The organism is Variovorax soli, from assembly GCF_031454625.1.
GTDB lineage: Bacteria > Pseudomonadota > Gammaproteobacteria > Burkholderiales > Burkholderiaceae_C > Variovorax > Variovorax soli_A.
The window spans coordinates 46,843-69,827 of record NZ_JAVDRF010000015.1; the positions used below are offsets into that span (position 1 = coordinate 46,843).

The 22,985-nt window shown below is 65.3% G+C and carries 21 protein-coding genes and 2 pseudogenes; 20 read left to right on the forward strand and 3 right to left on the reverse strand.

Annotated elements, in window-relative coordinates:
• The first annotated feature begins 105 nt into the window (after positions 1-105).
• The 7 genes from J2739_RS25040 (at position 106) to J2739_RS27930 (ending at position 6,735) form a co-directional block, all read left to right on the forward strand.
• Entirely contained in the window at positions 106-558 is a 453-nt protein-coding gene (locus J2739_RS25040; protein WP_309906754.1) for an RbsD/FucU family protein, read from the forward strand.
• Positions 559-562: 4 nt separating this feature from the next.
• On the forward strand, positions 563-1,507 hold the full coding sequence (gene rbsK / locus J2739_RS25045; RefSeq protein WP_309906756.1) for a ribokinase: 945 nt from the start codon (positions 563-565) through the stop codon (positions 1,505-1,507).
• Positions 1,508-1,520: 13 nt separating this feature from the next.
• Positions 1,521-2,573, forward strand: coding sequence for an ABC transporter permease (locus J2739_RS25050; RefSeq protein WP_309906757.1), 1,053 nt, complete (start codon positions 1,521-1,523; stop codon positions 2,571-2,573).
• Between the two features lie 11 nt (positions 2,574-2,584).
• Entirely contained in the window at positions 2,585-3,589 is a 1,005-nt protein-coding gene (locus tag J2739_RS25055) for a substrate-binding domain-containing protein (protein ID WP_309906759.1), read from the forward strand.
• 11 nt (positions 3,590-3,600) lie between these two features.
• Positions 3,601-5,187 (forward strand): sugar ABC transporter ATP-binding protein, encoded by a 1,587-nt coding sequence (locus tag J2739_RS25060; RefSeq protein ID WP_309906761.1) that lies wholly within the window; start codon positions 3,601-3,603, stop codon positions 5,185-5,187.
• Positions 5,184-6,227, forward strand: coding sequence for an ABC transporter permease (locus J2739_RS25065; RefSeq protein ID WP_309906763.1), 1,044 nt, complete (start codon positions 5,184-5,186; stop codon positions 6,225-6,227). The genes J2739_RS25060 and J2739_RS25065 overlap by 4 nt, the downstream gene beginning before the upstream one ends.
• Positions 6,228-6,351: 124 nt before the next feature.
• The gene (locus J2739_RS27930) at positions 6,352-6,735 is read left to right on the forward strand and encodes an enoyl-CoA hydratase/isomerase family protein (RefSeq protein WP_405053949.1); all 384 of its coding nucleotides are present in this window, start codon (positions 6,352-6,354) and stop codon (positions 6,733-6,735) included.
• Here the strand turns inward: J2739_RS27930 and J2739_RS25070 are convergent.
• Positions 6,638-7,372, reverse strand: coding sequence for a GntR family transcriptional regulator (locus J2739_RS25070; protein ID WP_309906765.1), 735 nt, complete (start codon positions 7,370-7,372; stop codon positions 6,638-6,640). The genes J2739_RS27930 and J2739_RS25070 overlap by 98 nt on opposite strands.
• 209 nt (positions 7,373-7,581) lie before the next feature.
• Here J2739_RS25070 and J2739_RS25075 point away from each other — a divergent pair, with 209 nt between their 5' ends.
• The 7 genes and pseudogenes from J2739_RS25075 to J2739_RS25105 all read left to right on the forward strand — a co-directional run bounded on the left by J2739_RS25075 (position 7,582) and on the right by J2739_RS25105 (position 14,805).
• Positions 7,582-8,472, forward strand: a complete 891-nt coding sequence (locus J2739_RS25075; RefSeq protein WP_309906768.1) for a dihydrodipicolinate synthase family protein — start codon at positions 7,582-7,584, stop codon at positions 8,470-8,472.
• Between the two features lie 32 nt (positions 8,473-8,504).
• Positions 8,505-9,485, forward strand: a complete 981-nt coding sequence (locus J2739_RS25080) for a Bug family tripartite tricarboxylate transporter substrate binding protein (RefSeq protein ID WP_309906771.1) — start codon at positions 8,505-8,507, stop codon at positions 9,483-9,485.
• A 95-nt stretch (positions 9,486-9,580) separates the two neighbouring features.
• Complete coding sequence (locus J2739_RS25085) at positions 9,581-10,579, forward strand: dihydroxyacetone kinase subunit DhaK (protein WP_309906773.1); 999 nt, start codon at positions 9,581-9,583, stop codon at positions 10,577-10,579.
• Entirely contained in the window at positions 10,579-11,175 is a 597-nt protein-coding gene (locus J2739_RS25090; RefSeq protein ID WP_309906775.1) for a DAK2 domain-containing protein, read from the forward strand. The genes J2739_RS25085 and J2739_RS25090 overlap by 1 nt, the downstream gene beginning before the upstream one ends.
• Positions 11,176-11,229: 54 nt before the next feature.
• A complete protein-coding gene (locus J2739_RS25095; protein WP_309906778.1) occupies positions 11,230-12,702 on the forward strand; it encodes an FAD-binding oxidoreductase in 1,473 nt (490 codons plus the stop codon).
• 88 nt (positions 12,703-12,790) lie between these two features.
• Positions 12,791-13,777, forward strand: coding sequence for a Bug family tripartite tricarboxylate transporter substrate binding protein (locus tag J2739_RS25100; RefSeq protein WP_309906780.1), 987 nt, complete (start codon positions 12,791-12,793; stop codon positions 13,775-13,777).
• 308 nt (positions 13,778-14,085) lie between these two features.
• A pseudogene (locus J2739_RS25105) lies at positions 14,086-14,805 on the forward strand (IS6 family transposase).
• 250 nt (positions 14,806-15,055) lie between these two features.
• Here the strand turns inward: J2739_RS25105 and J2739_RS25110 are convergent.
• Positions 15,056-16,000 carry a LysR family transcriptional regulator gene (locus tag J2739_RS25110; RefSeq protein WP_309906782.1) on the reverse strand — a complete coding sequence of 315 codons (945 nt, stop codon included), beginning with the start codon at positions 15,998-16,000 and terminating at the stop codon, positions 15,056-15,058.
• Positions 16,001-16,102: 102 nt separating this feature from the next.
• Between J2739_RS25110 and J2739_RS25115 the strand changes: the two genes are divergently transcribed.
• From J2739_RS25115 to aroQ, 6 genes and pseudogenes are all read left to right on the forward strand, one after another.
• On the forward strand, positions 16,103-17,032 hold the full coding sequence (locus J2739_RS25115) for a ketopantoate reductase family protein (protein ID WP_309906784.1): 930 nt from the start codon (positions 16,103-16,105) through the stop codon (positions 17,030-17,032).
• Positions 17,029-17,410 (forward strand): annotated as a pseudogene (locus J2739_RS25120) (VOC family protein). The gene J2739_RS25115 and the pseudogene J2739_RS25120 overlap by 4 nt, the downstream one beginning before the upstream one ends.
• A 44-nt stretch (positions 17,411-17,454) precedes the next feature.
• On the forward strand, positions 17,455-17,907 hold the full coding sequence (locus J2739_RS25125) for a MaoC family dehydratase (protein ID WP_309906880.1): 453 nt from the start codon (positions 17,455-17,457) through the stop codon (positions 17,905-17,907).
• A complete protein-coding gene (locus J2739_RS25130; RefSeq protein WP_309906786.1) occupies positions 17,904-19,133 on the forward strand; it encodes a CaiB/BaiF CoA transferase family protein in 1,230 nt (409 codons plus the stop codon). The genes J2739_RS25125 and J2739_RS25130 overlap by 4 nt, the downstream gene beginning before the upstream one ends.
• A 10-nt stretch (positions 19,134-19,143) precedes the next feature.
• Entirely contained in the window at positions 19,144-19,965 is an 822-nt protein-coding gene (aroE, locus tag J2739_RS25135) for a shikimate dehydrogenase (protein WP_309906787.1), read from the forward strand.
• 23 nt (positions 19,966-19,988) lie between these two features.
• Positions 19,989-20,432, forward strand: coding sequence for a type II 3-dehydroquinate dehydratase (aroQ, locus tag J2739_RS25140; protein ID WP_309906789.1), 444 nt, complete (start codon positions 19,989-19,991; stop codon positions 20,430-20,432).
• 326 nt (positions 20,433-20,758) lie between these two features.
• Here the strand turns inward: aroQ and katG are convergent, their stop codons facing one another.
• Positions 20,759-22,933 carry a catalase/peroxidase HPI gene (gene katG / locus J2739_RS25145; RefSeq protein ID WP_309906881.1) on the reverse strand — a complete coding sequence of 725 codons (2,175 nt, stop codon included), beginning with the start codon at positions 22,931-22,933 and terminating at the stop codon, positions 20,759-20,761.
• Between the last annotated feature and the right edge of the window lie 52 nt (positions 22,934-22,985).

A 22,985-nucleotide genomic window follows, 5' to 3' on the forward strand; every position in this document is an offset into this window, starting at 1 on the left:
AACCTTGGCAACCAAGGGAAATCCCCAAATAGCAAACGTTTGCGCAAACGTTTTCCTTCCCTAAGATCGCGGCCAACCGAACTGTTCCCCATCCCAGGAGTACGCATGCTGAAGTCCATCCATCCGCTGCTCAATGCCGACGTGCTGTACGCCTTGCGCGCCATGGGCCATGGCGACGAGCTGGTGCTGTGCGACGCCAACTTTCCGGCCGACTCGGTCGCGCGCCAGACCACGCTGGGACGGCTGCTGCGCATCGACGGCGTCGGCACCACCGAGGCGGCGCGCGCCATCCTGTCGGTGCTGCCGCTCGACGAGGCGGTTGATGAGCCGGCACGCCGCATGGAAATCATGGGCCAGCCGAGCGAGATTCCGCCGGTGCAGCAGGAAATGCAGCGCGAGATCGACGCCGCCGAGGGGCGCGTTCGCCCGCTGGCTTCGATCGAACGCTTCGCCTTCTATGAAGCCGCGCGCCGCGCCTACTGCGTGATCGCCACCGGCGAGCGCCGCTTCTACGGCTGCTTCATCTTCAAAAAGGGCGTGCTCGCGCCGCAGGACTGACCCCATGAGTGTCGTCACTTCCAGGCAGCACGGCATGGCCGTCCTCGGCATCTTCGTTGCCGACCTCGCGTTCCGCGCGTCCAGCCTTCCGCGCGTGGGTCAGACCATCGCCGGCTCGGGCTTCGCAATGGGCCCGGGCGGCAAGGGATCGAACCAGGCCGTGGCGGCCGCGCGCGCCGGTGCCAGGGTGACGTTCATCTCCAAGCTGGGGCAGGATGCCTTCGGCAACGATGCGCTCGCCCTGTGGTCGCGCGAAGGCATCACGCCGCGCGCGCCGCAGGTGACGGCGCAGCCGACCGGCGCCGCGTTCATCTACGTGCACGAAGTCACCGGCGACAACGCCATCATCGTGGTGCCGGGCGCGGCCGCGCTGATCGATGCGGCCGACGTGGATGCGGCCGCCGATGCGATCCGCGGCGCGCGCGTGTTCGTCACCCAGCTCGAGCAGCCGGCCGCTGCCGCACGGCGCGGACTGGAGATTGCGCGCGAAGCGGGCACGGTCACGGTGTTCAATCCCGCGCCCGCCCTGCCCTTCGACGACGCGCTCTATGCGCTGTGCGACTACATCACGCCCAACGAGCACGAGGCCGCGGCCCTGAGCAGCATGCCCGTCGAAACGCTCGAGGACGCACGCCGCGCGGGTGACTTCTTTCTCGCCAAGGGCGTGGGTTGCGCGCTCATCACGCTGGGCGACAAGGGCGCCCTGCTGCACAGCGCCGGCGGCTCCGAGCACATTCCGGTATTCCACGCCGGCGCGGTGAAGGAAACCGCCGGTGCGGGCGACGCCTTCAACGGTGGCTTTGCGGCGGCGCTGGCCGAAGGCGCCACCGCTCGCGAGGCGGCGCGTTTCGGCGCGGCGGTCGCGGCCATTTCGGTGACGCGTGCCGGCACGGCGCCCTCGATGCCCACGCGCGCCGAGATCGACGCGCTGCTGGGCTGTACCGCCTGACAGGAGTCTCTTCATGAAGCTCACGTTCTCGGACCGCGAACTCAACTTCCTGGTCGGCATCAACGTCCTCATCCTCGTGGTGGCGACGGTGCTCTCCAAGGGCGACTTTCTCGACGTCTACAACTTCCAGTCCATGGGCGGCCAGCTGCCCGAGCTGGGCCTGCTGGCCATGGGCGTGGCGCTGTCGATGATCTCGGGCAACGGCGGCATCGACCTTTCGGGCGTGGCACTGGCCAATCTCGCGGGCGTGGTGGCCGCCACGCTCGCACCGCAGTTGGCCCCGCCCGATGCGTCGCCCTGGCTCTACACCGGCTGGTTCGCCGCCATCGCGCTGGCGGTGGGCCTGGCCGGCGGGCTGCTCAACGGGCTGCTCATCGCAAAGGCAGGCCTCACGCCCATCCTCTGCACGCTGGGCACGCAGCTGCTCTACACCGGCCTGGCCGTGGTGCTCACGGGCGGCTCCAGCCTGCGCGTGGGCAATGCCGAGGCCCTTTCCGCCATCGGCAACGAGATGGTGCTGGGCGTGCCGATTCCGTTCGTGATCTTCCTCGTGATGCTGCTGGCCGTCGGCTGGCTGCTGCGGCAGAGCCCCTTCGGCATCCGCCTGTACCTGCTCGGCACCAACGCCAAGGCGGCACGCTACGCCGGCATCTCGCAGGCCCGCATGCTGATCGCGACCTATGCGCTGTGCGGATTTCTCGCCGCCGTGGCGGGCGTGATCATCGCCGCGCGCACCGCGAGCGTGAAGTCGGACTACGGCAACTCCTACCTGCTGATCGCCATCCTCATCACGGTGATGGCGGGCGTGCGGCCGCAAGGCGGCTACGGACGCATGGTGTGCCTGTTCTTCTCTGCGGTGGCGCTGCAGCTGCTGTCCAGCACCTTCAACCTGCTGGGCATTTCCAACTTCTTCCGCGACTGCGCCTGGGGCCTGTTGCTGCTGTTCTTCCTGGCGTACGGGCGATTCGGCCTGCAGGACTTACGCGTCTTTCTTTCCACCACGCGCTCCAGCGCACCGCCGCACCAGCTCCCTCCTGGCGTGACGCAAAGAAATCCCGAGGGCTAGGAGACAAAGAAATGCTGAAGAAAACCAGGATCGCCTGCACCGCACTCGCACTCACCGCCGTGGCTTTCGCCTCGGCGCTGCATGCGCAAGGCAAGCCGCAGGACATCGTCACCGTGGTCAAGATCACCGGCATCAGCTGGTTCAATCGCATGGAAGTCGGCGTGAAGGAATTCGGTGCAAGCACGCCGGGCGTGACCACGCGCCAGATCGGCCCGGCCCAGTCGGACGCCGCGCAGCAGCAGCGCCTGGTGGAAGACCTGGTGGCCCGGAAGGTCGACGCCATCGCGGTCGTTTCGATGGACCCGCCCACGCTGGAGCCTGTGCTCAAGCGCGCAATGGAGCGCGGCATCAAGGTCGTGACGCACGAAGCCGACAACCAGAAGAACACCATGGTCGACATCGAAGCCTTCGACAACACGGCCTACGGCGCGCGCATCAACGAGCGCCTCGCGGCCTGCATGGGCCAGCAGGGCAAGTGGACCTCGCTGGTCGGTTCTCTGGGCAGCCAGTCGCAGGTGCAATGGGCCGACGGCGGCGCCTCGAACGCGAAGAAGTACCCGAAGATGACGCTGGTCGATGCCAAGAACGAATCGCTCAACGACGCCGAGAAGGCCTACGGCAAGGCCAAGGAAATGCTGCGCAAGCACCCCGACCTGAAGGGCTTCCAGGGCTCGTCCTCGCTCGACGTGCTGGGCATCGGCCGCGCCGTGGAAGAAGCCGGCCTGCAGGGCAAGGTCTGCGTGTTCGGCACGGGCCTGCCGAGCGAGGCGGCCAAGTTCCTCGAGTCGGGCGCAGTGGGCGGCATCGCTTTCTGGGACCCGAAGGACGCCGGTCTGGTCATGAACAGGGCAGCCAAGATGCTGATCGACGGCAAGACCATCACCGACGGCGCGGACATGGGCGTGCCGGGCTACAACAAGGTCTCGGTCAAGAAGGGGCCGGGCGCGGGCATCGTCGTCACGGGCCAGGCCTGGGTCGAGGTCGACAAGCAGAACTACAAGAAGTACGCCTTCTGAGCCTGCGAACCATGACCCTTGGAGCGCTCTCCACGCCCGTCCCGCACTTCCCGGCCGCGCCGGCGGGACGCCGCGTCTTCCTCGAAGTGCAGGACGTGCACAAGCGCTTCGCGGGCGTGCACGCGCTGCGCGGCATCGACCTGACCATCGAGACCGGCGAGATCTACCACCTGCTCGGCGAGAACGGCTGCGGCAAGAGCACGCTGATCAAGATCATCTCCGGTGCACAGCCGCCGAGCCAGGGCCGCATCGTGATCGACGGCACGCCGCACGATGCGCTGTCGCCGCTGGAGGCGCTCACGCTCGGCATCGAGACGGTCTACCAGGACCTGTCCCTGTTGCCGAACATGAACGTGGCCGAAAACGTCGCGCTCAGCGAGCAGCTGGTGAAGACCGGCGGCAAGCTGGCGCGCCGCTTCGACCGCAAGGCGGTGGCGGCCACGGCCGTGCGGGCACTGAAAACGCTGAAGCTGCCGACGGATGCCGCCTTCCTGGCGCGCCGCGTCGACGAACTGCCGATTGCCACGCGCCAGCTGGTGGCCATTGCACGCGCCGTGGCCACGCGCGCGCGCATGGTCATCATGGACGAGCCCACCACCTCGCTCACGCAGAAGGAGGTGGACAATCTCGTGCACGTGGTCGAGGCCCTGTGCGCGCAGGGCGTGGCGGTGCTGTTCGTGAGCCACAAGCTCGACGAGTGCATGGCCATGGGCGGCCAGGCCATCGTATTCCGCGACGGCACCAAGGTCGCGCAGGGTCCGATCAAGGACTTCACCAAAGCCGGGCTCTCGCACTGGATGACCGGCAAGCAGCTCGACGGTGCGCGCTTGCGCCACCGCTCGCACGAGGGCGACACGCTGCTGAAGGTCGAGGCGCTTGGCCGCGGTACGCAGTTCAGCGACGCGGGCTTCACGCTGCACAAGGGCGAAATCCTGGGCATCACCGGGCTGCTGGACTCGGGGCGCAACGAGCTGGCGATGGCGCTTGCGGGCGTGCAGGCCGCGGACCGTGGCCGCATCTCGCTCGCATCGAAGGAGATCACGCTGAAGACGCCGGCCGACGGCATCCGCCAGGGTATCGGCTATGTGCCCGAAGACCGGCTCAGCGAAGGCCTCTTTCTGGACAAGCCGATCCGCGACAACATCGTCACGGCCGTGCTCAGCCGTCTGCGCGGGCGCTTCGGCGCGCTCGATGCGCGCCAGTGCCAGGCGCTGGCCGAACGTACGGTTGCCAACCTGCAGATCGCCACGCCCGACGTGGACCGGCCGGTGCAGTCGCTCTCGGGCGGCAACCAGCAGCGCGTGCTGATCGGGCGCTGGCTCGCCATCGATCCGCGGGTGTTGATACTGCACGGCCCCACCGTGGGCGTGGACGTCGGCTCGAAAGACACCATCTACCGCATCGTGCAGCGGCTGGCCGAACAGGGGCTGGGTGTAATCCTGGTCAGCGACGACCTGCAGGAGCTGCTGCAGAACTGCGACCGCATCCTGCTGATGCGCAAGGGCCGCATCGCCCGCGACTTTGACGCGACAGGGCTGGCCGAGAGCGAGCTGTACCGCGCGCTGGTTTCCGACACCCCTTTCCCCGCACTCCCATGACCGCTTCCACCATGCAAGCGCACACCACCGCCGTGCCCGCGGCGCCCGAGCCCCGGGCCCGCACGTCCTGGCGCCACTGGCTCGCGCAGCGCCCCTCGGTCTTCACGCTGGCGCTGATCGTGCTGGTGAGCCTGGTGGTGGGCGTGATCAACCCCAGTTTCTTCCAGTTGCCGGTGCTGTTCGACATCGTGCGCGCCTGCACGGTGCTGGGCCTGTTCGCGCTCGGCGTGCTGATCGTGCTGGCCGCGGGCGGCATCGACGTGTCGTTCGCAGCGATTGCCGCACTCACGATGTACAGCATCACCAAGCTCGTGCTCAACTACTTTCCGGAAGCGCCGATTGCACTGCTGCTGGTGGCGGGCGCGGTGAGCGGTGCCCTGCTCGGCGTGCTCAACGGCCTGCTGGTGCACTGGCTCAAGGCGCCCTCGCTGATCGTGACCATCGGCACGCAGTACCTGTACCGCGGCATCCTGCTGACCTTCGTCGGCACGGTGTTCTTCATGAACGTGCCACAGCCGATGGACGCCTTTGGCAAGCTCGCGCTCTGGCGTTTCGACACGCCGCAGGGCCTGCACGCGGTGCTGCCGGCCACCGTGCTGGTGCTGGCCGGCGCGGCGGTGCTGACCTGGTGGCTGCTGAACCGCACGCTGATCGGCCGCGCGGTGTACGCCATCGGCGGCAGCCTGGCGATTGCCGAGCGGCTGGGCTACAACCTGCGCACGGTGCACGTCTTCGTGTTCGCCTACGCGGGCTTCCTGTCGGGCCTGGCCGGCATCGTGCACGTGTCGAGCACGCGGCTGGCCAACCCTTTCGACCTGGTGGGCAACGAACTGGACGTGATCGCCGCCGTGATCCTCGGCGGCGCGCGCATCACGGGCGGCAGCGGCACCGTGGGCGGCACGCTGCTCGGCGTGGTGCTGGTCACGCTGATCAACAACGTGCTGATTCTGGCGGGCGTCCCGAGCACCTGGCAGAAGGTCATCATCGGGGCCTTCATACTGGTTGCGGGCGCTTGCTTCGCGATGCGCAGGCAGGCCTGAGGGCTTCGGGCCGAACTCCAGGCTGAGCGAGCGCGGGCAAACGCCAAGCGTCTGAGCCCAGGCTCCAAGCCAGCAATCGGAGACCAGCATGTCACTCCAGTACCAATCCATCGAAGGGGTGGCGATGCTCACCCTGGATCGCCCGCAGGCGCTCAACGCGCTCGACGTTCCGACCCTGGAAGCGCTGAGAGAGCGCCTGGCACAGATCCGGGACGACTCCAACCAGCGCTGCGTGCTGATTCGAGGCGCTGGCGAGCGCGCCTTCTGCACCGGAGCAGACCTCAAGGGCGCAAAGTCCGAGGCAAGCGCATCCCGGGTGCTTCACGATTCACGCGCTCGAGCAGGGCCGCGCCGAAGGAAGTCGCAGGTGGGCTCCGTGCGGCATTCCTATGCTGCGCCCTGGGCGGACGCTAGGCGGAGGCTGTACTCGTCTTCATCGAACCTGATTGATCCGACCCAAGCATTGCATCAAGAACACGCGCCCTGGAGCGCTCGATGTGCTCGCTGATGGATTCGATTGCCTTGTCCTCGTCGCGCGCCCTCAGCGCGGCGATGAAAGCCAAGTGCTCCTCCATCGCCGGAACGATGCGCATCGGCCGAACCAGGCCGGCATCGAGGCGTATGAGCCTCACATGCAAACTGTTCACCCGGTAGATCTCGGACAGGATCTCATTGCCGATGCTGTCGACCATCGTGTCGTGCAGGCCCCAATCCACCGTCTGCGCATCTTCGTCCAGCGTCGGGTCGGGTTGGGCCGAGTTGGCGCGCTCGAGGATCGCGCGGTGTTTCTCTTCGATTCGCGCCAGTTCTTCGTCCGATGCCGAACGCAGGAAGTGGCGTACTGCCTCCCGCTCCACCATGCTGCGCACCTGAAATGCGTTGCGGATCAGCTTCAGGTCCACCGGCGCGATCTGCAAGCCCCGCTTTGGCACGGTCACGATCAGCCGGGCGGCCTCCAGCCGGGGAATCATCTCGCGGATGGCGCCCAGCGGCAGGTCGAGCAGCCGGGTGAGTTCGCGCTGCGACACGAACTGCCCCGGGCGAATCTTTGCGCTCAGGATCTGCCGCCGGAAGCTCTCGTAGGCCAGGGTGCGCTGCGACACGGCAGGTGGCGCAGGCACGGGCTTTTTCTTTGTCGCATTCATCAAGATCCTTCCCGGCGAATTGTTCGCTCGGATGAGGCACGACTCTACGCCAGGACGACCGGTGCGGCAGCTGACAGATTAGAAGAACCGCGCTGAACGCTTCAACATTGTCACCGCGCTTGCGCTGACATGTCAGCCGGTTTATAGTCCGCTCCGCGGCGCGATCGTGGTTGCGCTCTTCCCCCAAACTGCAAAACGGAGCCACTTTCATGAGTCTTGAACTGACCGGCGTCATCCCTCCCCTTGTCACTCCTTTCACCGCCAACGGCGACATCGACGAAGCGGCCTATCGCAAGGTCATCCGCTTCAACCTCGACAAGAAGGTGCATGGCGTCTGCCCCGGCGGCAGCAGCGGCGAGGGCCACACGCTGACCATCGACGAATTCAAACGCCTGCTGGAAATCACCGCGGAAGAGGTGGCGGGGGCCGTGCCGATCGTCGCCGGCATCATTTCGAACAGCACGCGCGATGCGATCAACCGTGCCAAGGCGATCTCGCACCTTCCTATTGCGGCGCTGCAGGTTACCCCGGTTCACTATCTGTTCAAGCCGGATGAAGACGCCACCTACCGCCACTTCAAGGCGCTGACCGAGGCGGTCGACATTCCCGTCATCATCTACAACGTCGTGCCGTGGAACTATCTGAATCCGGCGCAGATGATCCGCCTCATGCAGGATCTGCCCGGCGTGCAGGGCATCAAGCAAAGCCAGGGCGACCTCAAGCTGATGGCCGATCTGCTGCTCGGCGTGCCCGCGGGCTGCAAGGTCTATTCGGCCGTGGATGCGTTGCTGTATTCGTCGTTCGCCCTGGGCGCGCACGGCACGATCGCCGCAACGCCGGCGGCACTGCCGGGCGTGTGCGTGAACCTGTGGAACACGGTGCAGGCCGGCGACCATGTGAAGGCGCTGGAGATGCACAAATCCATGCTGGCCTTCTGGAACGCAATCGTCGCGGACAACCTGCCTGCGAACCTGAAGACCTCCATCACGCTGCAAGGCTGCAACGCCGGCCTGCCACGGGCACCGATGCCGCCCACCAGCGACGCCCAGCTTGCCAGGATCAAGGCCGCGCTCGACGACGTGCTGCGCTTTGACATTTGACACCTAGCTTCATCCGAGGAGACATACGAATCATGAATATCCGACGTCGCGAGCTTCTGAAGCTCGGAACGCTTGCCGCTGCGGGCAGCGCATTGACAGCCCCCGCATGGGCCCAGGAGTTTCCCAGCAAGCCGGTGACGATCGTCGTCCCCTTTGCGCCGGGCGGCAACACCGACATCGTGGCGCGAACAGTGGCGGTAGCGCTCGGCAAGGTGCTGGGGCAGTCGGTGATCGTCGACAACCGAGCGGGCGCCGGCGGCTCGATCGGCGCAATGCAGGTCGCTCGCGCCGCCCCGGACGGATACACCCTGCTGCTTTGCGGAGCCGGCGTGGTGGTCACGGTTCCGGAAATGGTCAAGACAAGCTACAGCCGGTCGAACTTTGCGCCACTCGGCCTGGTGAACAAGGGCTCGATGGTGTTGCTCGCGCGCAAGAACGAACCCAGGTTCAAGAACTTCAAGGAACTCGCCGCCTACGCGCGTTCCGGCGAGGGCAAGCTGATCGCTGCGCATTCCGGGCCGGGCACGCCCAACCACCTCGCATTGCTGCAGCTCGAGACTCTGCTCAAGACCAAGTTCACGATCGTTAGCTACAAGGGCTCGGGTCCTGCACTGATCGACCTGATCGGCGGACAGGTCGATGTGCACTTCGACCAGGTCAGCAGTTCGCTGCAGCACATCAAGGGCGGCGCGCTTCAGCCGCTCGCGGTGCTGGGGCCGACGCAAGATCCATCGCTGCCCGGCGTCCAGACCGTCGCGGAGCTCGGCTTCGGCGAGATCGATGGCACAACCTACGTCGGGGTGCTTGCGCCCAGCGGGACGCCCAAGGCGGTGCAGGACAAGCTCGCCGCGGCGCTTGCACAAGCCGTGAAGGATCCGCAGACGGTGAACAGCGCCCGCGAACTCGGCAGCGTCGCCTACTCCAGCACGCCGCAGGAATTCGCACGCTTGCTCGACGCCGAGTACGCACTGGCCTCGCAAGCCACCAAGGATGGCCGCCTGAAGGTCGACTGATCCGGCCCAAGCGCACGGGCGTCGCCGAGCACAAGCCGGCGATGGCACGGCCGTCGCCGGACTGCGCGCGACCTCAACGCAATGGACAAAGCATCGTGAAAAAGATCCTGAACGACCCGAACGCCTACGTCGACGAAATGCTCGACGGCCTGTGCCTGGCCCACCCCGAGTTGCAGCGCCGCGGAGAAGGCGGCCGCGTGGTGGCGCGCAGCAGCGGCGCCGTGCCTGGAAAAGTGGGCATCGTCACCGGCGGCGGCTCGGGCCATCTGCCCGTCTTCCTCGGCTACGTCGGCGACGGCCTGCTCGACAGCTGCGCCGTGGGCAACGTCTTTGCCGGCCCGCGCATGGACGACTGCATCGAGGCGATGCGCGCGGCCGATGGCGGCGCCGGCGTGCTGCAACTCTACGGCAACTACGGCGGCGACCGCATGAACTTCGACATGGCAGCCGAGATGCTCGAACTCGATGGCATGTCGGTCGCATCGGTCCGTGTCGCCGACGACGTGGCGAGTGCGCCCGCCGCACAGCGGGAGAAGCGCCGCGGGGTGGCCGGACTCGTGCTCGTCTACAAGGTCGCCGGCGCCAAGGCAGCGGGCGGCGCGAACCTGGAGGCGGTGGCGGCGCTGGCGCGCAAGGCCAACGACGCGTGCCGTTCCATCGGCGTGGCGCTCTCGCCCTGCGTGGTGCCGGAATCCGGCAAGGCTTCCTTTGCGATCGGGGAAGGGGAAGTCGAATTCGGCATGGGCATCCATGGCGAGCCGGGCATCTGGCGCGGGGCTCTCAAATCGGCCGATGCGCTGGCCGACGAGATGCTTGCGCACGTGCTGCCGGAACTTGCGCTGGCGCGCGGCGATCGTGTTGCCGTGCTGGTCAACAGCCTGGGGGCGACACCCGCGGAAGAGCTCTACATCCTTTTCCGCCGCGTGGCGGCCACCCTCGCGGACCAGGCCGTAACCATCGTGCGCCCCCTGATCGGCCGCTACGCCACCTCGATGGAGATGGCCGGCGCGTCGCTCAGCGTGATGAAGCTCGACGCCGAACTGGAGGCTCTGCTTGCGGCCCCGGCGGACTGCCCCTTCTGGAGCGTGCGCTGATGCTGGACGCTGCCACCCTCTCGGCCGCGCTGCCCCGCTGGTGCGCGGGTGTACGCGCCGCTGCGCCTGAGCTCAACGAGCTCGACGGCCGCCTTGGCGACGCCGACCTCGGCGCCACGCTCGACAAGTGCGCCACGCTGATCGAAGAGGCCCTGCCCGAGATGCCCGATACCCTGGAAGGCATCTTCAAACGCTGTGCGCAGGCTTCGGCCAGGGCATCGGGATCAAGCTTTGGCACCTTGCTGACCGTGGCCCTCATGACCAGCGCCAAGCGCTGCGCCGGCGTGACATTGCTCGACCATCCGCAGCTCGCGGCGCTGCTGGCCGAAGTGGTGACGACGCTCTCGGCGCGCGGCGGGGCAAACCTGGGAGACAAGACAGTGCTCGACGGCCTGCATGCCATCCACACGGCGCTTGCCGCATCGCCCGAAGGCGCCGAAGCCCGCCGCGTGGCCAGCGACGCGGCGCGTACCGCGCTCGACGCCTTTCGCGACAAGCCCAACCGCATCGGCCGCGCCCGCATGTTCGCCGACAAGACGATCGGCATGGACGACCCCGGCATGGTGGCGCTGCTGCGCATGGTTGACGCACTCTAGTTCCGAGTTCCCAGCCACGACAACCACGTGCGACAGATCCAACCGGCCTAGGCAATGAATTTCCCAAAGTCACGCGATGAGATCGCCCGCGATGTGCTGGCCTTGTTGCCGCGGTTGCGCGAGCGGTTTGGCGATCGCCTCAGCACGTCCGGCGCGGTGCGCGAGCAGCATGGCCACGGTGAAGGGGTGCCAGACTCTGCGCCGCCCGATGCGGTGGTCTTTGCGCTCACCAACGAAGACGTCGCTTTCGTGGCGCGCACCTGCTTCGACGCGCAGGTACCGATGATTCCGTTCGGCACCGGTACCTCGCTCGAGGGCCACGTTGTTGCCGTGCATGGGGGAGTCTGCGTGGATCTGTCGAGAATGAACGCGATCCTCGAGGTCGACGCGGATGCGCTTGATTGCCGGGTGCAGGCCGGCGTGACGCGCGAAGAGCTCAACGCGCACGTGCGCGCGCAGGGGCTGTTCTTCCCGATCGACCCTGGCGCGAATGCGTCCCTCGGCGGCATGGCATCGACACGCGCATCGGGCACGGCAGCGGTGCGCTACGGCACGATGGGCGACGCCGTGCTAGGCCTGACGGTCGTCACGGCCGATGGCCGTACCGTGCGCACCGGTACCCGCGCCCGCAAGAGCGCCGCCGGTCTGGATCTGACACGCCTGTTCGTCGGAAGCGAAGGCATCTTGGGCTTCATCACCGAAGTGCAGCTGCGCCTGTGGGGACTGCCGGAAATGGTGCAGGCAGCCGTGTGCCAGTTCCCGGAGCTGGAATCTGCCATCTCAGTGGTCATCGGCGCACTGCAGATCGGCGTGCCTGTGGCGCGAATCGAACTGCTCGACGAAGTGCAGATGGACGCCTGCAAGCGCTACTCGAAGCTCGACGAGTTCGAGGCATTGCCAACACTGTTCATCGAGTTTCATGGATCACCAGCGGCCGTTCGCGAGCAAGTCGCCACGATGCAATCGCTCGCCGAGGAGTCCGGCGGCAGCGGCTTCGCGTGGGCCGAGCGTCCGGAAGATCGCACGCGACTTTGGAAGGCACGCCACGAGTGCTACCACGCCAATTTGGCGCTGAGGCCCGGTTCCGCCCTGATTGGCACGGATGCCTGCGTTCCGATATCGAACTTCGTCGCCTGCGTGATGGAAACGCGCGAGGATGTGCGTGCCAGCGGCCTGACGGCGCCGTTGGTCGGACACGCCGGCGACGGCAATTTCCATCTCGGCATCGTGTTCGATCCCGCCAGCCCCGACGAGCGCGCGCGTGCCGACGCCCTGGCCGAGCGGGTGTCGATGCGAGCTATTCAGTATGGCGGCACCTGCACCGGCGAACATGGCATTGGCCTGCACCGGATCCATCAGCTCGCGTCCGAGCACGCGGAAGGAGTGGTGCTCATGCGCGCGCTAAAGGATGCACTCGACCCGCGCGGCATCATGAACCCGGGAAAGATGCTGCCGGAAGTACCGCGAACGGTCGGCGCTCCGAGCTGCCCGATGAACGCTGACGGGCAGCAAATGCCAAGGAAGTAGTTCGGCGAACCAGACACACACACACCGCATGGGACTCGCGGTATTGCATGAGCCCTGCCGAAACATTGAACATTCAAAGGAGATACAAATGCTGATGAAAAAATACCTGCGTCAACCGGCGCTCCTGATTGGCCTGGCTGCTGCGCAGCTCACGTTCGCCTTGAGCAGCGCTGTCGCCCAGAGCTTCCCGAGTCGACCGATCGAAATCGTGGTTCCCTACGCAGCGGGCGGCTCGACCGATGCTCTGGGCAGGGCTTTCGCGGATGCAAGTCGCAACCACTCGCCACAACCCATTGTCATCGTCAACAAACCGGGCGCCGGGGGTTCGATCGCCGCGAACGACATCATCAACTCCAAAGCGGACGGCTACAAGCTGGGCCTCTTAACCAACGACGTCCTGACAACACCATTGCTCGGTCTCGCAAAGTTCTCGTACCTGGATATCGAGCCGATTGCACAACTGAACTTCGATCCTGTCTCGATCATCGTTCGATCGGATGCGACCTGGAAAACAATCGGGGAGTTTCTCGCAGCGGCGAAAAGCGCGCCCGATGGGCTACGCATCGGCACGACCGGCAATGGAACGCTCAGTCATCTGGCCGCCGCGGCGCTCGTCGACAAGACTGGGGCGAAACTTGCGCCGATTCCGTATCAGGGCGCTTCGCCAGCCATCCTGTCCTTGCTAGGAGGTCACATCGAGGCGGTCACGGCAACTCCCCCGGAAGTCATGTCACATGTTCAGGCTGGGACGCTTCGCATCATCCTCGTTCTGGCCGACCAACGAAGCAAGGCTGCGATGGACGCACCTACTGCCAAGGAGTCGGGAATCGACTTGTCCGTCGTCAGCTGGCGCTACCTAGGAGTGTCGAAGAAGACACCTGCGGACGTCGTCTCCAAATTGCGTCAGATCGCCGCAGACACTGCCAAGGACCCTGCCATGATTGCTGCATTGGAGAAGCAGAACATTGGCTATAAATTCACCGACGGGCGAGAGTTCCAGGGGGTTCTTGACAAAGAGAACAGCGTCATGAAGGACCTCATTTCCAAGGTCAACATGCAACAACAGGGCCGCTAGCAGATTCAGCCCTCGGCTGCGGTACAGAGCACGTTTCCAGCCGCGCGGCCAGGCTCATCCCGGACAGGGCCATTGCGCGCAGGCGCCACAGTGATCCACGCTGGCCTACAGATGGCCACTGCCGAAGCCAGGCTCCAAGACGAAAGTGGCAAGCTCGACGAACACCGCGAGCGGCCCCGTCCATGCGGTCGTTGCGATAGAGCATGCCCAGCGTTTCGACCGGTGCGTGCAGATTGAGGCGCAATTCGAGGACCGCATCGCGCTCGACGCGGCTCTGTCGCGATAAGCCGCGCTGCCAAAATGCAGCCATGGTACCGCTGCACGTCCAACTTCAGAACTCGACTCTGCGAGGGGTGATCAAGCGGCTGCATTTTCCGCTTGAACTCATGCTGGTGTGCGTTCGCTGGTACGCGGCGTATCAGTTGAGCTTGCGCAACCTTGAAGAGATGATGGCAGAGCGCGGTGTGCTGGTCGACCACGCCACCGTCCACCGCTGGTCATTGAAAATGCTGCCCGTATTGGCCAAGGTGTTTCCTCGGCGCAAGCACCCGGTGGGGCGCTCATGGCGCGTCGACGAGACCTACGTGCTCATGGGCGGCCAGTAGAAGTATCTGTACCGAGCCGTCGATCGCCTGGGCCAGACCGTCGACTTCCTTCTGACCGCCCGCCGTGACGTAGCGGCCGCACGTCGGTTCTTTGAACGCGCCATCGGGCAGCACAACTTGCCCGAGAAGATCACCATCGACAAGAGCGGTGCCAACACCGCCGCCGTGCGTGGTCTGATCGCCGATAGCGACGTCACGATTGAACTACGGCAGTCCATGTACTTGAACAATCTTGTCGAGCAGGACCATCGTAGCGTCAAGCAAAGAATCCGGCCGATGATGGGATTCAAGTCCTTTCATTGTGCTGGCCGCCTGATCGCTGGCATCGAGACCATGCACATGATCAAGAAGGGGCAGTTGCGCTGCCCCGGCGGCCTGGCATTTACACATTCCGACCACTTCTACAGTCTCGCCGTCCATTGACCCGGACCGATTCCGGCATCAACTCGCCTCAACAGGCTTATCGCGACAGAACCCTCGAAGGCGCACGCGGGCGCATACGGGTGTGTCGAGTGTTTGCATGGCGGCACATATTACCCACCGTCCTGCTCCGGAGCGAATTGGGAGGTGGACCCGAAGGACCGGTCCCGGCCGAATCCAGCCTAGCCATACAAGATTACTGCTCAAAAAGGGCATCGTGCTCTTCACCTTGGTCGTCGACAAGCTCGATCCTCTATCTACGCGCGTTCGATTTCTTGGCAAAAAGCCGCTCGCACAAGCCGCGCAACCAGCGATTCGCCGGGTCCTGGTTGTAGCGTGCATGCCAGTGCTGCTTGACGGTGAACGACGGCACAGGCACCGGGCAATCAAAGACGGCGAGACCGTTGGTTCGGCCCAGCGTCTCGCCGATCTGGCGGGGCACGGTGGCCACGAGGTCAGTGGTCGACACGATGGCGGCCAGTCCCAGGAAGCCGGGCAACTCCAGCAAGATGCGCCGTTCGACGCGGTGCCGCAACAGCGCGGCCTCCAGCAGTTGAACGCCCGTACCGCCGACGATGCCGACGTGTGCTTCGGCCTTGAAGTCGCGCAAGCCCATGCCTTTTGCGGTGATGCGCGGGTGTCGGGCATTGACCAGGCACACCCAGTCTTGCGGATACAGCACCTGCTGGTAGAAGCCTGACTCGAGCCACGGCACCAGTCCGATCGCAAGGTCAGCCTGGCCGGACTGCAGTGCCTGCCCGGTTTCTTCATCGATGCGCGCGGCCTCCAGGCGGATGCCGGGGCCCACGGCGCGCATGTGCGCCAGCAGTTGCGGCAGCAAGGTGATGTGGCTGGCATCCGTCATGCAGATACGGAAGCGCCGCGTCGCGCTCGACGGGTCGAACGCTTCGGGCGGCGCGGCTACACGGCGCAGCGCCGCGAGCGCCTCGCGCGCCGGAACGATCAGTTCTTCCGCGCGCGGCGTCGGCTGCATGCCTGCCGCGGTGCGCACGAACAGCTCGTCGCCCAGATGCCTGCGCAGCCGGCCCAGCCAGTTGCTCACCGTGGGCTGGCTTTGGCCGAGCTGGTCGGCCGCGCGCGTCACGCTCTGCGTCGTGTAGATCAGGTCGAACAGGCGCAGCAGCTTGAGGCTGAGCAAGCCCGCGCTCGCATCGAGGTTGTCGTCGTCCGCATTCATTTCAAAACGAAATGTAGACCATTCGCTCCATGTCATGGACGAAATGTTCGCCAAAACCTATCTTCCGGGCATCCCTTCGAGACACTCCTTCGAGAGACAGGCATGAAAATCTATTTCCTGGGCGCCGGCGCCCTCGGCTGTGCCATCGGCGGCACGCTTGCGGCCGGCGGGTCGGACGTCACGCTCATCGATCCGTTCCAGGCGCACGTCGACGCCATCCATCGCGACGGTCTCCTCATGAAGGACGGCGACTCGGAACGCCGTGTCAAAGTGCGCGCATCGACAAGCGTCGAAGGCCTGGCGCCAGCCAACCTGGTGATCGTGCTGGTCAAGTCCTTCCACACGCGCTCCGCCGTCGAAGGCGCGTTGTCGATCATCGGGCCCGACACCGCGCTGATGTCGCTGCAGAACGGCATGGGCCATGAGGAGATCCTGGCCGACGTCGCTGGCCGCGAGCATGTGCTGGCCGGCAAGACCTACGTTGGCGGCGTTCTGCTCGGTCCGGGCCACATCATTGCCGGCACCCGTGGCAAGCGCACGGTGATCGGCGAGCTCGACGGCAACGTGAGCGAACGCGCCAGGGCCATCGCAGCCGAGTTCGATCGCGCCGGGCTGCCTTGCGAGGTCAGCGACAACATCATGGGCGTGATGTGGGACAAGCTGCTCATCAACGTCTCGACCGGCGCACTGAGCGGCATCACGGGCCAGGTGTACGGCAGTCTCTACGCGGTGCCCGAGATCGAGGCCACGGCCATCGCGGCCGTGACCGAGGCGATGGCCGTCGCGCAGGCCATCGGCGTGAAGCTGTCGATCAAGGCCCCGCGCGATGCATGGGTGATGGCCGCCGAAGGCCTGCCTTACGAGTTCAAGACCTCCATGCTGCAGAGCCTGGAGAAAGGCTCCATCACCGAGATCGACTTCATCAACGGCTCGGTGGTGCGCGCCGGGCTCGAGCACAACGTGCCGACGCCGGTGAATCAGACGCTGGTTGCCGCCATCAAGGGCATCGAACGCCGGCTGGAGGCGAAATGAGCCCGCCACGCGCCTATGTGGAACACGTCGCCATCTGGGTGAAGGACGTCCACTGGCACATCAAGTTCTTCCACGACGTCTGCGGCATGACGATGCGCGAAGTACAGGGCACGCTCGAAGAGCCCGTTCAGTACTGGACTCTAGGCGGCATGCAGTTTATGGCCAAGCCGAACTACGCAGGGCCTGAAGGCCGCCTCGGTCATCTCGGTGATGTGTGAAGACCTCGAAGCCGCACTCGCTGCTGCGCAGGCCTTCGGTGTGACCGAGATGCCGCAGGGCCGCAATTGGCTGCGCCTGCCGGACGGCTTGGTCGTCGAATTCATCCAGGCCAGCGCTGGCGCAGTGGCGCGCGCTCTTGCCATCGATCCCCGCGCATGAAGAACCGTCACCTAATGCATGGAGAGACACACACCGTGACCGCCTTGATCATTGAAGACAAGTACTGGGACGACGCCGTCGTCGGCCAGGAGTGCATCAGCCCGCCCTACGAAGTGACGGAAGCCCGCGTGATGGCGTATGCAGACCTCACCGGCGACCACACCCCCGTTCACACCGACGAAGCCTATGCGCGCACCACACCATTCGGCACACGCGTGGCGCACGGGCTGTTCGGCCTGTCAGTGGCTGACGGGCTCAAGACGAAGAGCGACATGCGCTTCATGCCGGGCATGTCCCTCGGCTGGGAATGGCGCTTTGTCGGACCGATCAAGCTCGGCGATACGGTGCGCGTGAAATTCCACGTCGGCAGCAAGCGCGAATCGAAGAGCAAGCCGGGCTGGGGCATCCTCGTGCTGCCGTCCGAACTCATCAACCAGCGCGACGAGGTCGTGCAAAAGGGCGAGCACCGCTTGATGGTGCCGAGGAAGCCGGCGTGAGCGCCGCGCCACAACGAGCGCTGCCGCTGGCTGGCTTCCGCGTGATCGACTACAGCCACTTCCTGGCCGGGCCTTATGTCGGGCGCTGCCTCGCCGCGCTCGGTGCGGAAGTCATCAAGGTCGAGCGACCCGGCACGGGCGATGCCGGGCGTCAGCATGCGTGGTTCGTCGGCGACCACAGCGGCTACTTCCTGCAGCAGAACATGGGCAAGAAAGGGCTCAGCGTGAACACGAAAGATCCACGCGGCCGGGTGCTGATGAAGAAGCTGGTCGACAGTGCCGACGTGTTCGTCGAGAACTACCGCCCCGGTGCGCTCGACAAGCTCGGCCTGGGCTATGCCGAACTCGCCGAAACCAATCCCGGCCTCGTGTACTGCTCGATCTCGGCCTACGGCCACACCGGCCCCGACTCGCACCGCGCCGGCTTCGGCCTCATCGCCGAAGCCAAGAGCGGCATCATGCAGATGGTCGGCAACCCGGGCGAGGCGCCGCCGCTGCTGCGCATCTCGCTCGGCGACATGTACACCGGCATCCATGCGGTCGCCGCGATCAATGCCGCATTGCTGGGGCGCGTGAAGTCCGGCCGCGGGCAGCACATCGACATGGCGCTGTACGACACGCTGGTGTCGATGCACGAGTACGCGGTGCAGTGCTACACGCTTTCCAACGGACAGGAAGTTCCGGTGCAGACCGGGCACGACATGCCCAATTCCACGCTCTACGGCGTGTTCCGCGCGCAGGATGGTGACCTTGTGATCGCCGCACAGGTGGACGACGCGTGGAAGCGCTTTGCCGCACTGGTCGAAAAGAATGGTGGCCCTGCGGGGTTCGGCAGCGACACGCGGCTGCACGCTTCAGCCGGGCGCAATACCCATCGCGTGGAGATCCTCGAAGTGGTGAAGCCGTGGGTTGCGGCGCAGCCGGTCGCGCAGGTGCTGAAGATGCTGGACGGCATTGATGTGCCTGCGGCGAAGGTTCAACGCATTGACGAAGTGCTGGCCGATCCGCAGATCCGTGCGCGTGGCATGGTGGTCGAGCAGGACCATCCGGTTCTCGGAAAGATCCGCCTGCCGAACCTCCCCTTCCGCATGTCGGGGTGCGACACCTCGATCACGCAGGTAGCGCCCGAACTGGGTGAGCACAACGCGGAAATCGCAGCCAGCCTCGGTTTCGACGCGACACAGATCGCCGACATGCAGGCCGATGGCGTGCTCTACAGCAAGTAAGGAGACAGTGATGACCGACAAGTACGCCGTGATCGGCAATCCGATAGGACACACCAAGTCGCCGATGATCCACGGCAGCTTCGCCGAAGCGACCGGCCAAGCCATCGACTACCGGGCGATCGAGGGCTCGCTCAAATGCTTCGCCGACGAGGTGCACGCATTTCGCAAGGCAGGCGGGCGAGGAATGAACGTCACGGCCCCCTTCAAGCTGCAGGCCTACGCACTGGCCACCGAACGGCTCGAACGCGCCGAGCTCACCGGTGCCACCAATGCGCTCAAGTTCGACGGAGACCGCATCGTTGCCGACAACTTCGACGGCGTGGGCCTGACCAACGACATCCAGCGCAACCTTGGGTTTCCGCTCAAGGGGGCGCGCATGCTGGTGATCGGCGCGGGCGGCGCAGTGCGTGGGGCACTGCTGCCCTTTCTCGCGCAACAACCGACCCTAGTCGTATTGGCAAATCGCACAGAGACAAAGGCCATCGACCTTGCAAAGCAGTTCGCCGGGCAGGGCCACGTGCAAGGCTGCGGCTACGACGAACTGGCAGGAGAGCGATTTGACATCGTCATCAACGGCACCTCGGCCAGCCTCAAGGGTGAACTACCGCCGCTGCCCGCCGAGACGCTTCGGGGTGCGAAGCTGGCTTACGAGCTCGCCTATGGCAAGGGTCTTACGCCCTTCCTGCGCTTGGCGCAGCACGCCGGCGTGCCGAAGCTGGCCGACGGCGTCGGCATGCTCGTGGAACAGGCTGCGGAAGCCTTCTTGTGGTGGCGCGGCGTGCGGCCCGACACGCGCGGCGTCATCGACCGCATGACTATCCCCTTGGTCTGATGCAACGAGACGCAGATAACCCCATGAAGATCCTCATGCTGCACGGCATCAACCACAACATGTTCGGCAAACGCGACCCGAAGCAGTACGGCACGATGACGCTGGCCGAGATCGACGCGCAATTGCAAGCACTCGGCAAGGAGCTCGGCGCCGAGGTCGAGAGCTTCCAGACCAACAGAGAAGGCGCGATGTGCGAGCGCATCCACCGCGGCTTCGTCGAGGGCGTGGACGCGGTGCTCATCAACGCCGGCGCATGGACGCACTACAGCTACGGCATCCGCGATGCGTTGGCGATCCTTACGGTACCGGTCGTCGAACTGCACATGTCGAACATCCACGCGCGCGAGAAATTCCGCCACCACTCGGTGTTCGCGGAGATTGTGAAAGGACAGATTTGCGGATTTGGCCTCGAGAGCTACCTGCTCGGTCTGCGTGCCGCGGTATCGGCCGCCTCGCGGGCGCAATGATGTTCACGTCGGTTGGTGTGTCAGCCTTCGCCTGTCACCGCCACGAGATTCTCCCGCGAGAGGCCGTCTTTGGGGTCCGCTCATTTTCCGTGCCCTACTAAGTGGCAGGTCCATCGCAGCCGCTCACGGCAACGTGACGCGCCACCGTCGAGGGCCAGTTGATGTTGCAGGGATCGTGTGCGCTCGCCATGGAGATTGCAGGCTGCGCTTGAGGAGGCCAACGAACGTTGGCCTCCTCAAGGTCCAGCGTGCGAAGCCCAGCTCCACGGGATTGCATGCGATGGCGTTGCCGCGAACGCGCGCGAATCGGCAAACGCGAGGATTGTCTAGACCATGTCGAAGCGGCCAAGGTTCATCACCTTGGTCCATGCCGCAACGAAGTCCTTCACGAACTTCTCCTGCGCGTCCGAACTGCCGTAGACCTCGGCCAGGGCGCGCAGCACTGAATTGGAGCCGATGGCCAAGTCCACGCGCGTCGCGCTGCCCCGGCGTTCGCCCGTCTTGCGTTCAACTCCCTCGTACAGGTTGTTCTGGCCGGGCACAGCCTTCCAGGTCGTGTTCAGGTCGAGCAAGCGCACGAAGAACTCGTTGGTCAACGCGTGCTCCTTCTGGCCGAAGATGCCGTGCTTGGTGGCACCGACGTTGGCGCCCAGCGCGCGCATGCCACCCACCAGCACCGTCATCTCGGGCGCGGTCAGGGTGAGCAGCTGCGCCTTGTCAATCAGCAGCGCATCGGCGGGAACGTTGTAGTCTTTCTTGAGGTAGTTGCGGAAGCCATCGGCCACCGGCTCGAGCACCGCCATGGCTTGCACATCGGTCTGCTCCTGCGACGCGTCCATGCGGCCCGGAGTGAAGGGCACCGTCACGTTGTGGCCGGTGTTCTTGGCCCCTTGCTCGACGCCGGCGCAGCCGGCCAGGACGATCAGGTCGGCCATCGAGACCTTCTTGCCGCCCGATTGCGCCTTGTTGAACTCGCCCTGGATCCCTTCCAGCGTCTGGAGCACCTTGGCCAGCTTCGTCGGCTCGTTAACTTCCCAGTCCTTTTGAGGCGCGAGGCGGATGCGGCCGCCGTCGGAGCCGCCCCGCATGTCGGAGCCGCGGAAGGTGGAGGCCGAGGCCCAGGCCGTCAGCACCAGGTCGGACACCGACACGCCCGAGGCCAGCACCTGGGTCTTGAGCGCCGCGATGTCCTTGTCGTCGATCAGGGGATGGTCGACCTTCGGAATCGGGTCTTGCCAGATCAGCGCTTCGGCGGGCACTTCCGGGCCGAGGTAGCGCGAGCGCGGGCCCATGTCTCGATGCGTCAGCTTGAACCAGGCACGCGCAAACGCGTCGGCAAACTGCTCGGGGTGCTCGAGGAATCGCCGCGAGATCTTCTCGTAGGCAGGGTCGAAGCGCAGTGAAAGATCGGTGGTCAGCATCGTGGGCACGCGCTTCTTCGACTTGTCGTGGGCATCCGGAATGTCCGCCGCAGCGCCCTTGGCCTGCCACTGTCCCGCGCCGGCCGGGCTCTTGACCGGTTCCCACTCGAACTTGAACAGGTTCTCGAAGAAGTGGTTGCTCCACTGCGTCGGCGTCTGTGACCAGGTGACTTCCAGGCCGCTGCTGATCGCATCGCCGGCGATGCCACTGGCGTGAGTGCTCTTCCAGCCCATGCCCATCTCCTCCAGGTCGGCCGCTTCCGGGGTCGAGCCGACGAGGTCTGCCGGGCCGGCGCCGTGGGTCTTGCCGAAGGTGTGGCCGCCGGCGATCAGGGCGACGGTTTCCTCGTCGTTCATCGCCATGCGGGCGAAGGTTTCGCGGATGTCCCTGGCCGCCGAGACCGGGTCCGCGTTGCCGTTCGGGCCTTCCGGGTTGACATAGATCAGGCCCATTTGCACCGCAGCGAGGGGGTTTTCCAGGTCACGGTCGCCGCTGTAGCGCTTGTCCTCCAGCCACGTCGTCTCTTTGCCCCAGTAGACGTCCTGGTCGGGCTCCCAGGTGTCCGGACGGCCGCCGCCGAAGCCGAAGGTCTTGAAGCCCATCGATTCCAGGGCCACGTTGCCGGTCAGGATCATCAGGTCGGCCCAGGAGATCTTGCGGCCGTACTTCTGCTTGATCGGCCACAGCAGTCTGCGCGCCTTGTCGAGGTTGACGTTGTCAGGCCAGCTGTTGAGCGGCGCAAAGCGCTGCTGGCCCCGGCCGCCGCCGCCACGCCCGTCGCCGGTACGGTAGGTACCGGCGCTGTGCCAGGCCATACGAATGAACAGAGGCCCGTAGTGGCCGAAGTCTGCCGGCCACCAGTCTTGTGAGTCCGTCATCAGCGCACGCAGATCCTTCTTCAGCGACTCGTAGTCGAGGCTCTTGAACTCCTTCGCGTAGTCGAAGTCCTTGCCCATCGGATCGGACTTGGAGGAATGTTGGTGAAGCAGGTCCACCCGCAACTGATTGGGCCACCAGTCACGATTGACATTGCCGCGGGCCCCCGCATGGTCGAAGGGGCACTTGGCTTCCGCTTGTATCTCGCTCATGGTGAATCTCCAGTTCTTCGATTGAGATCTAACATTCTGGTGC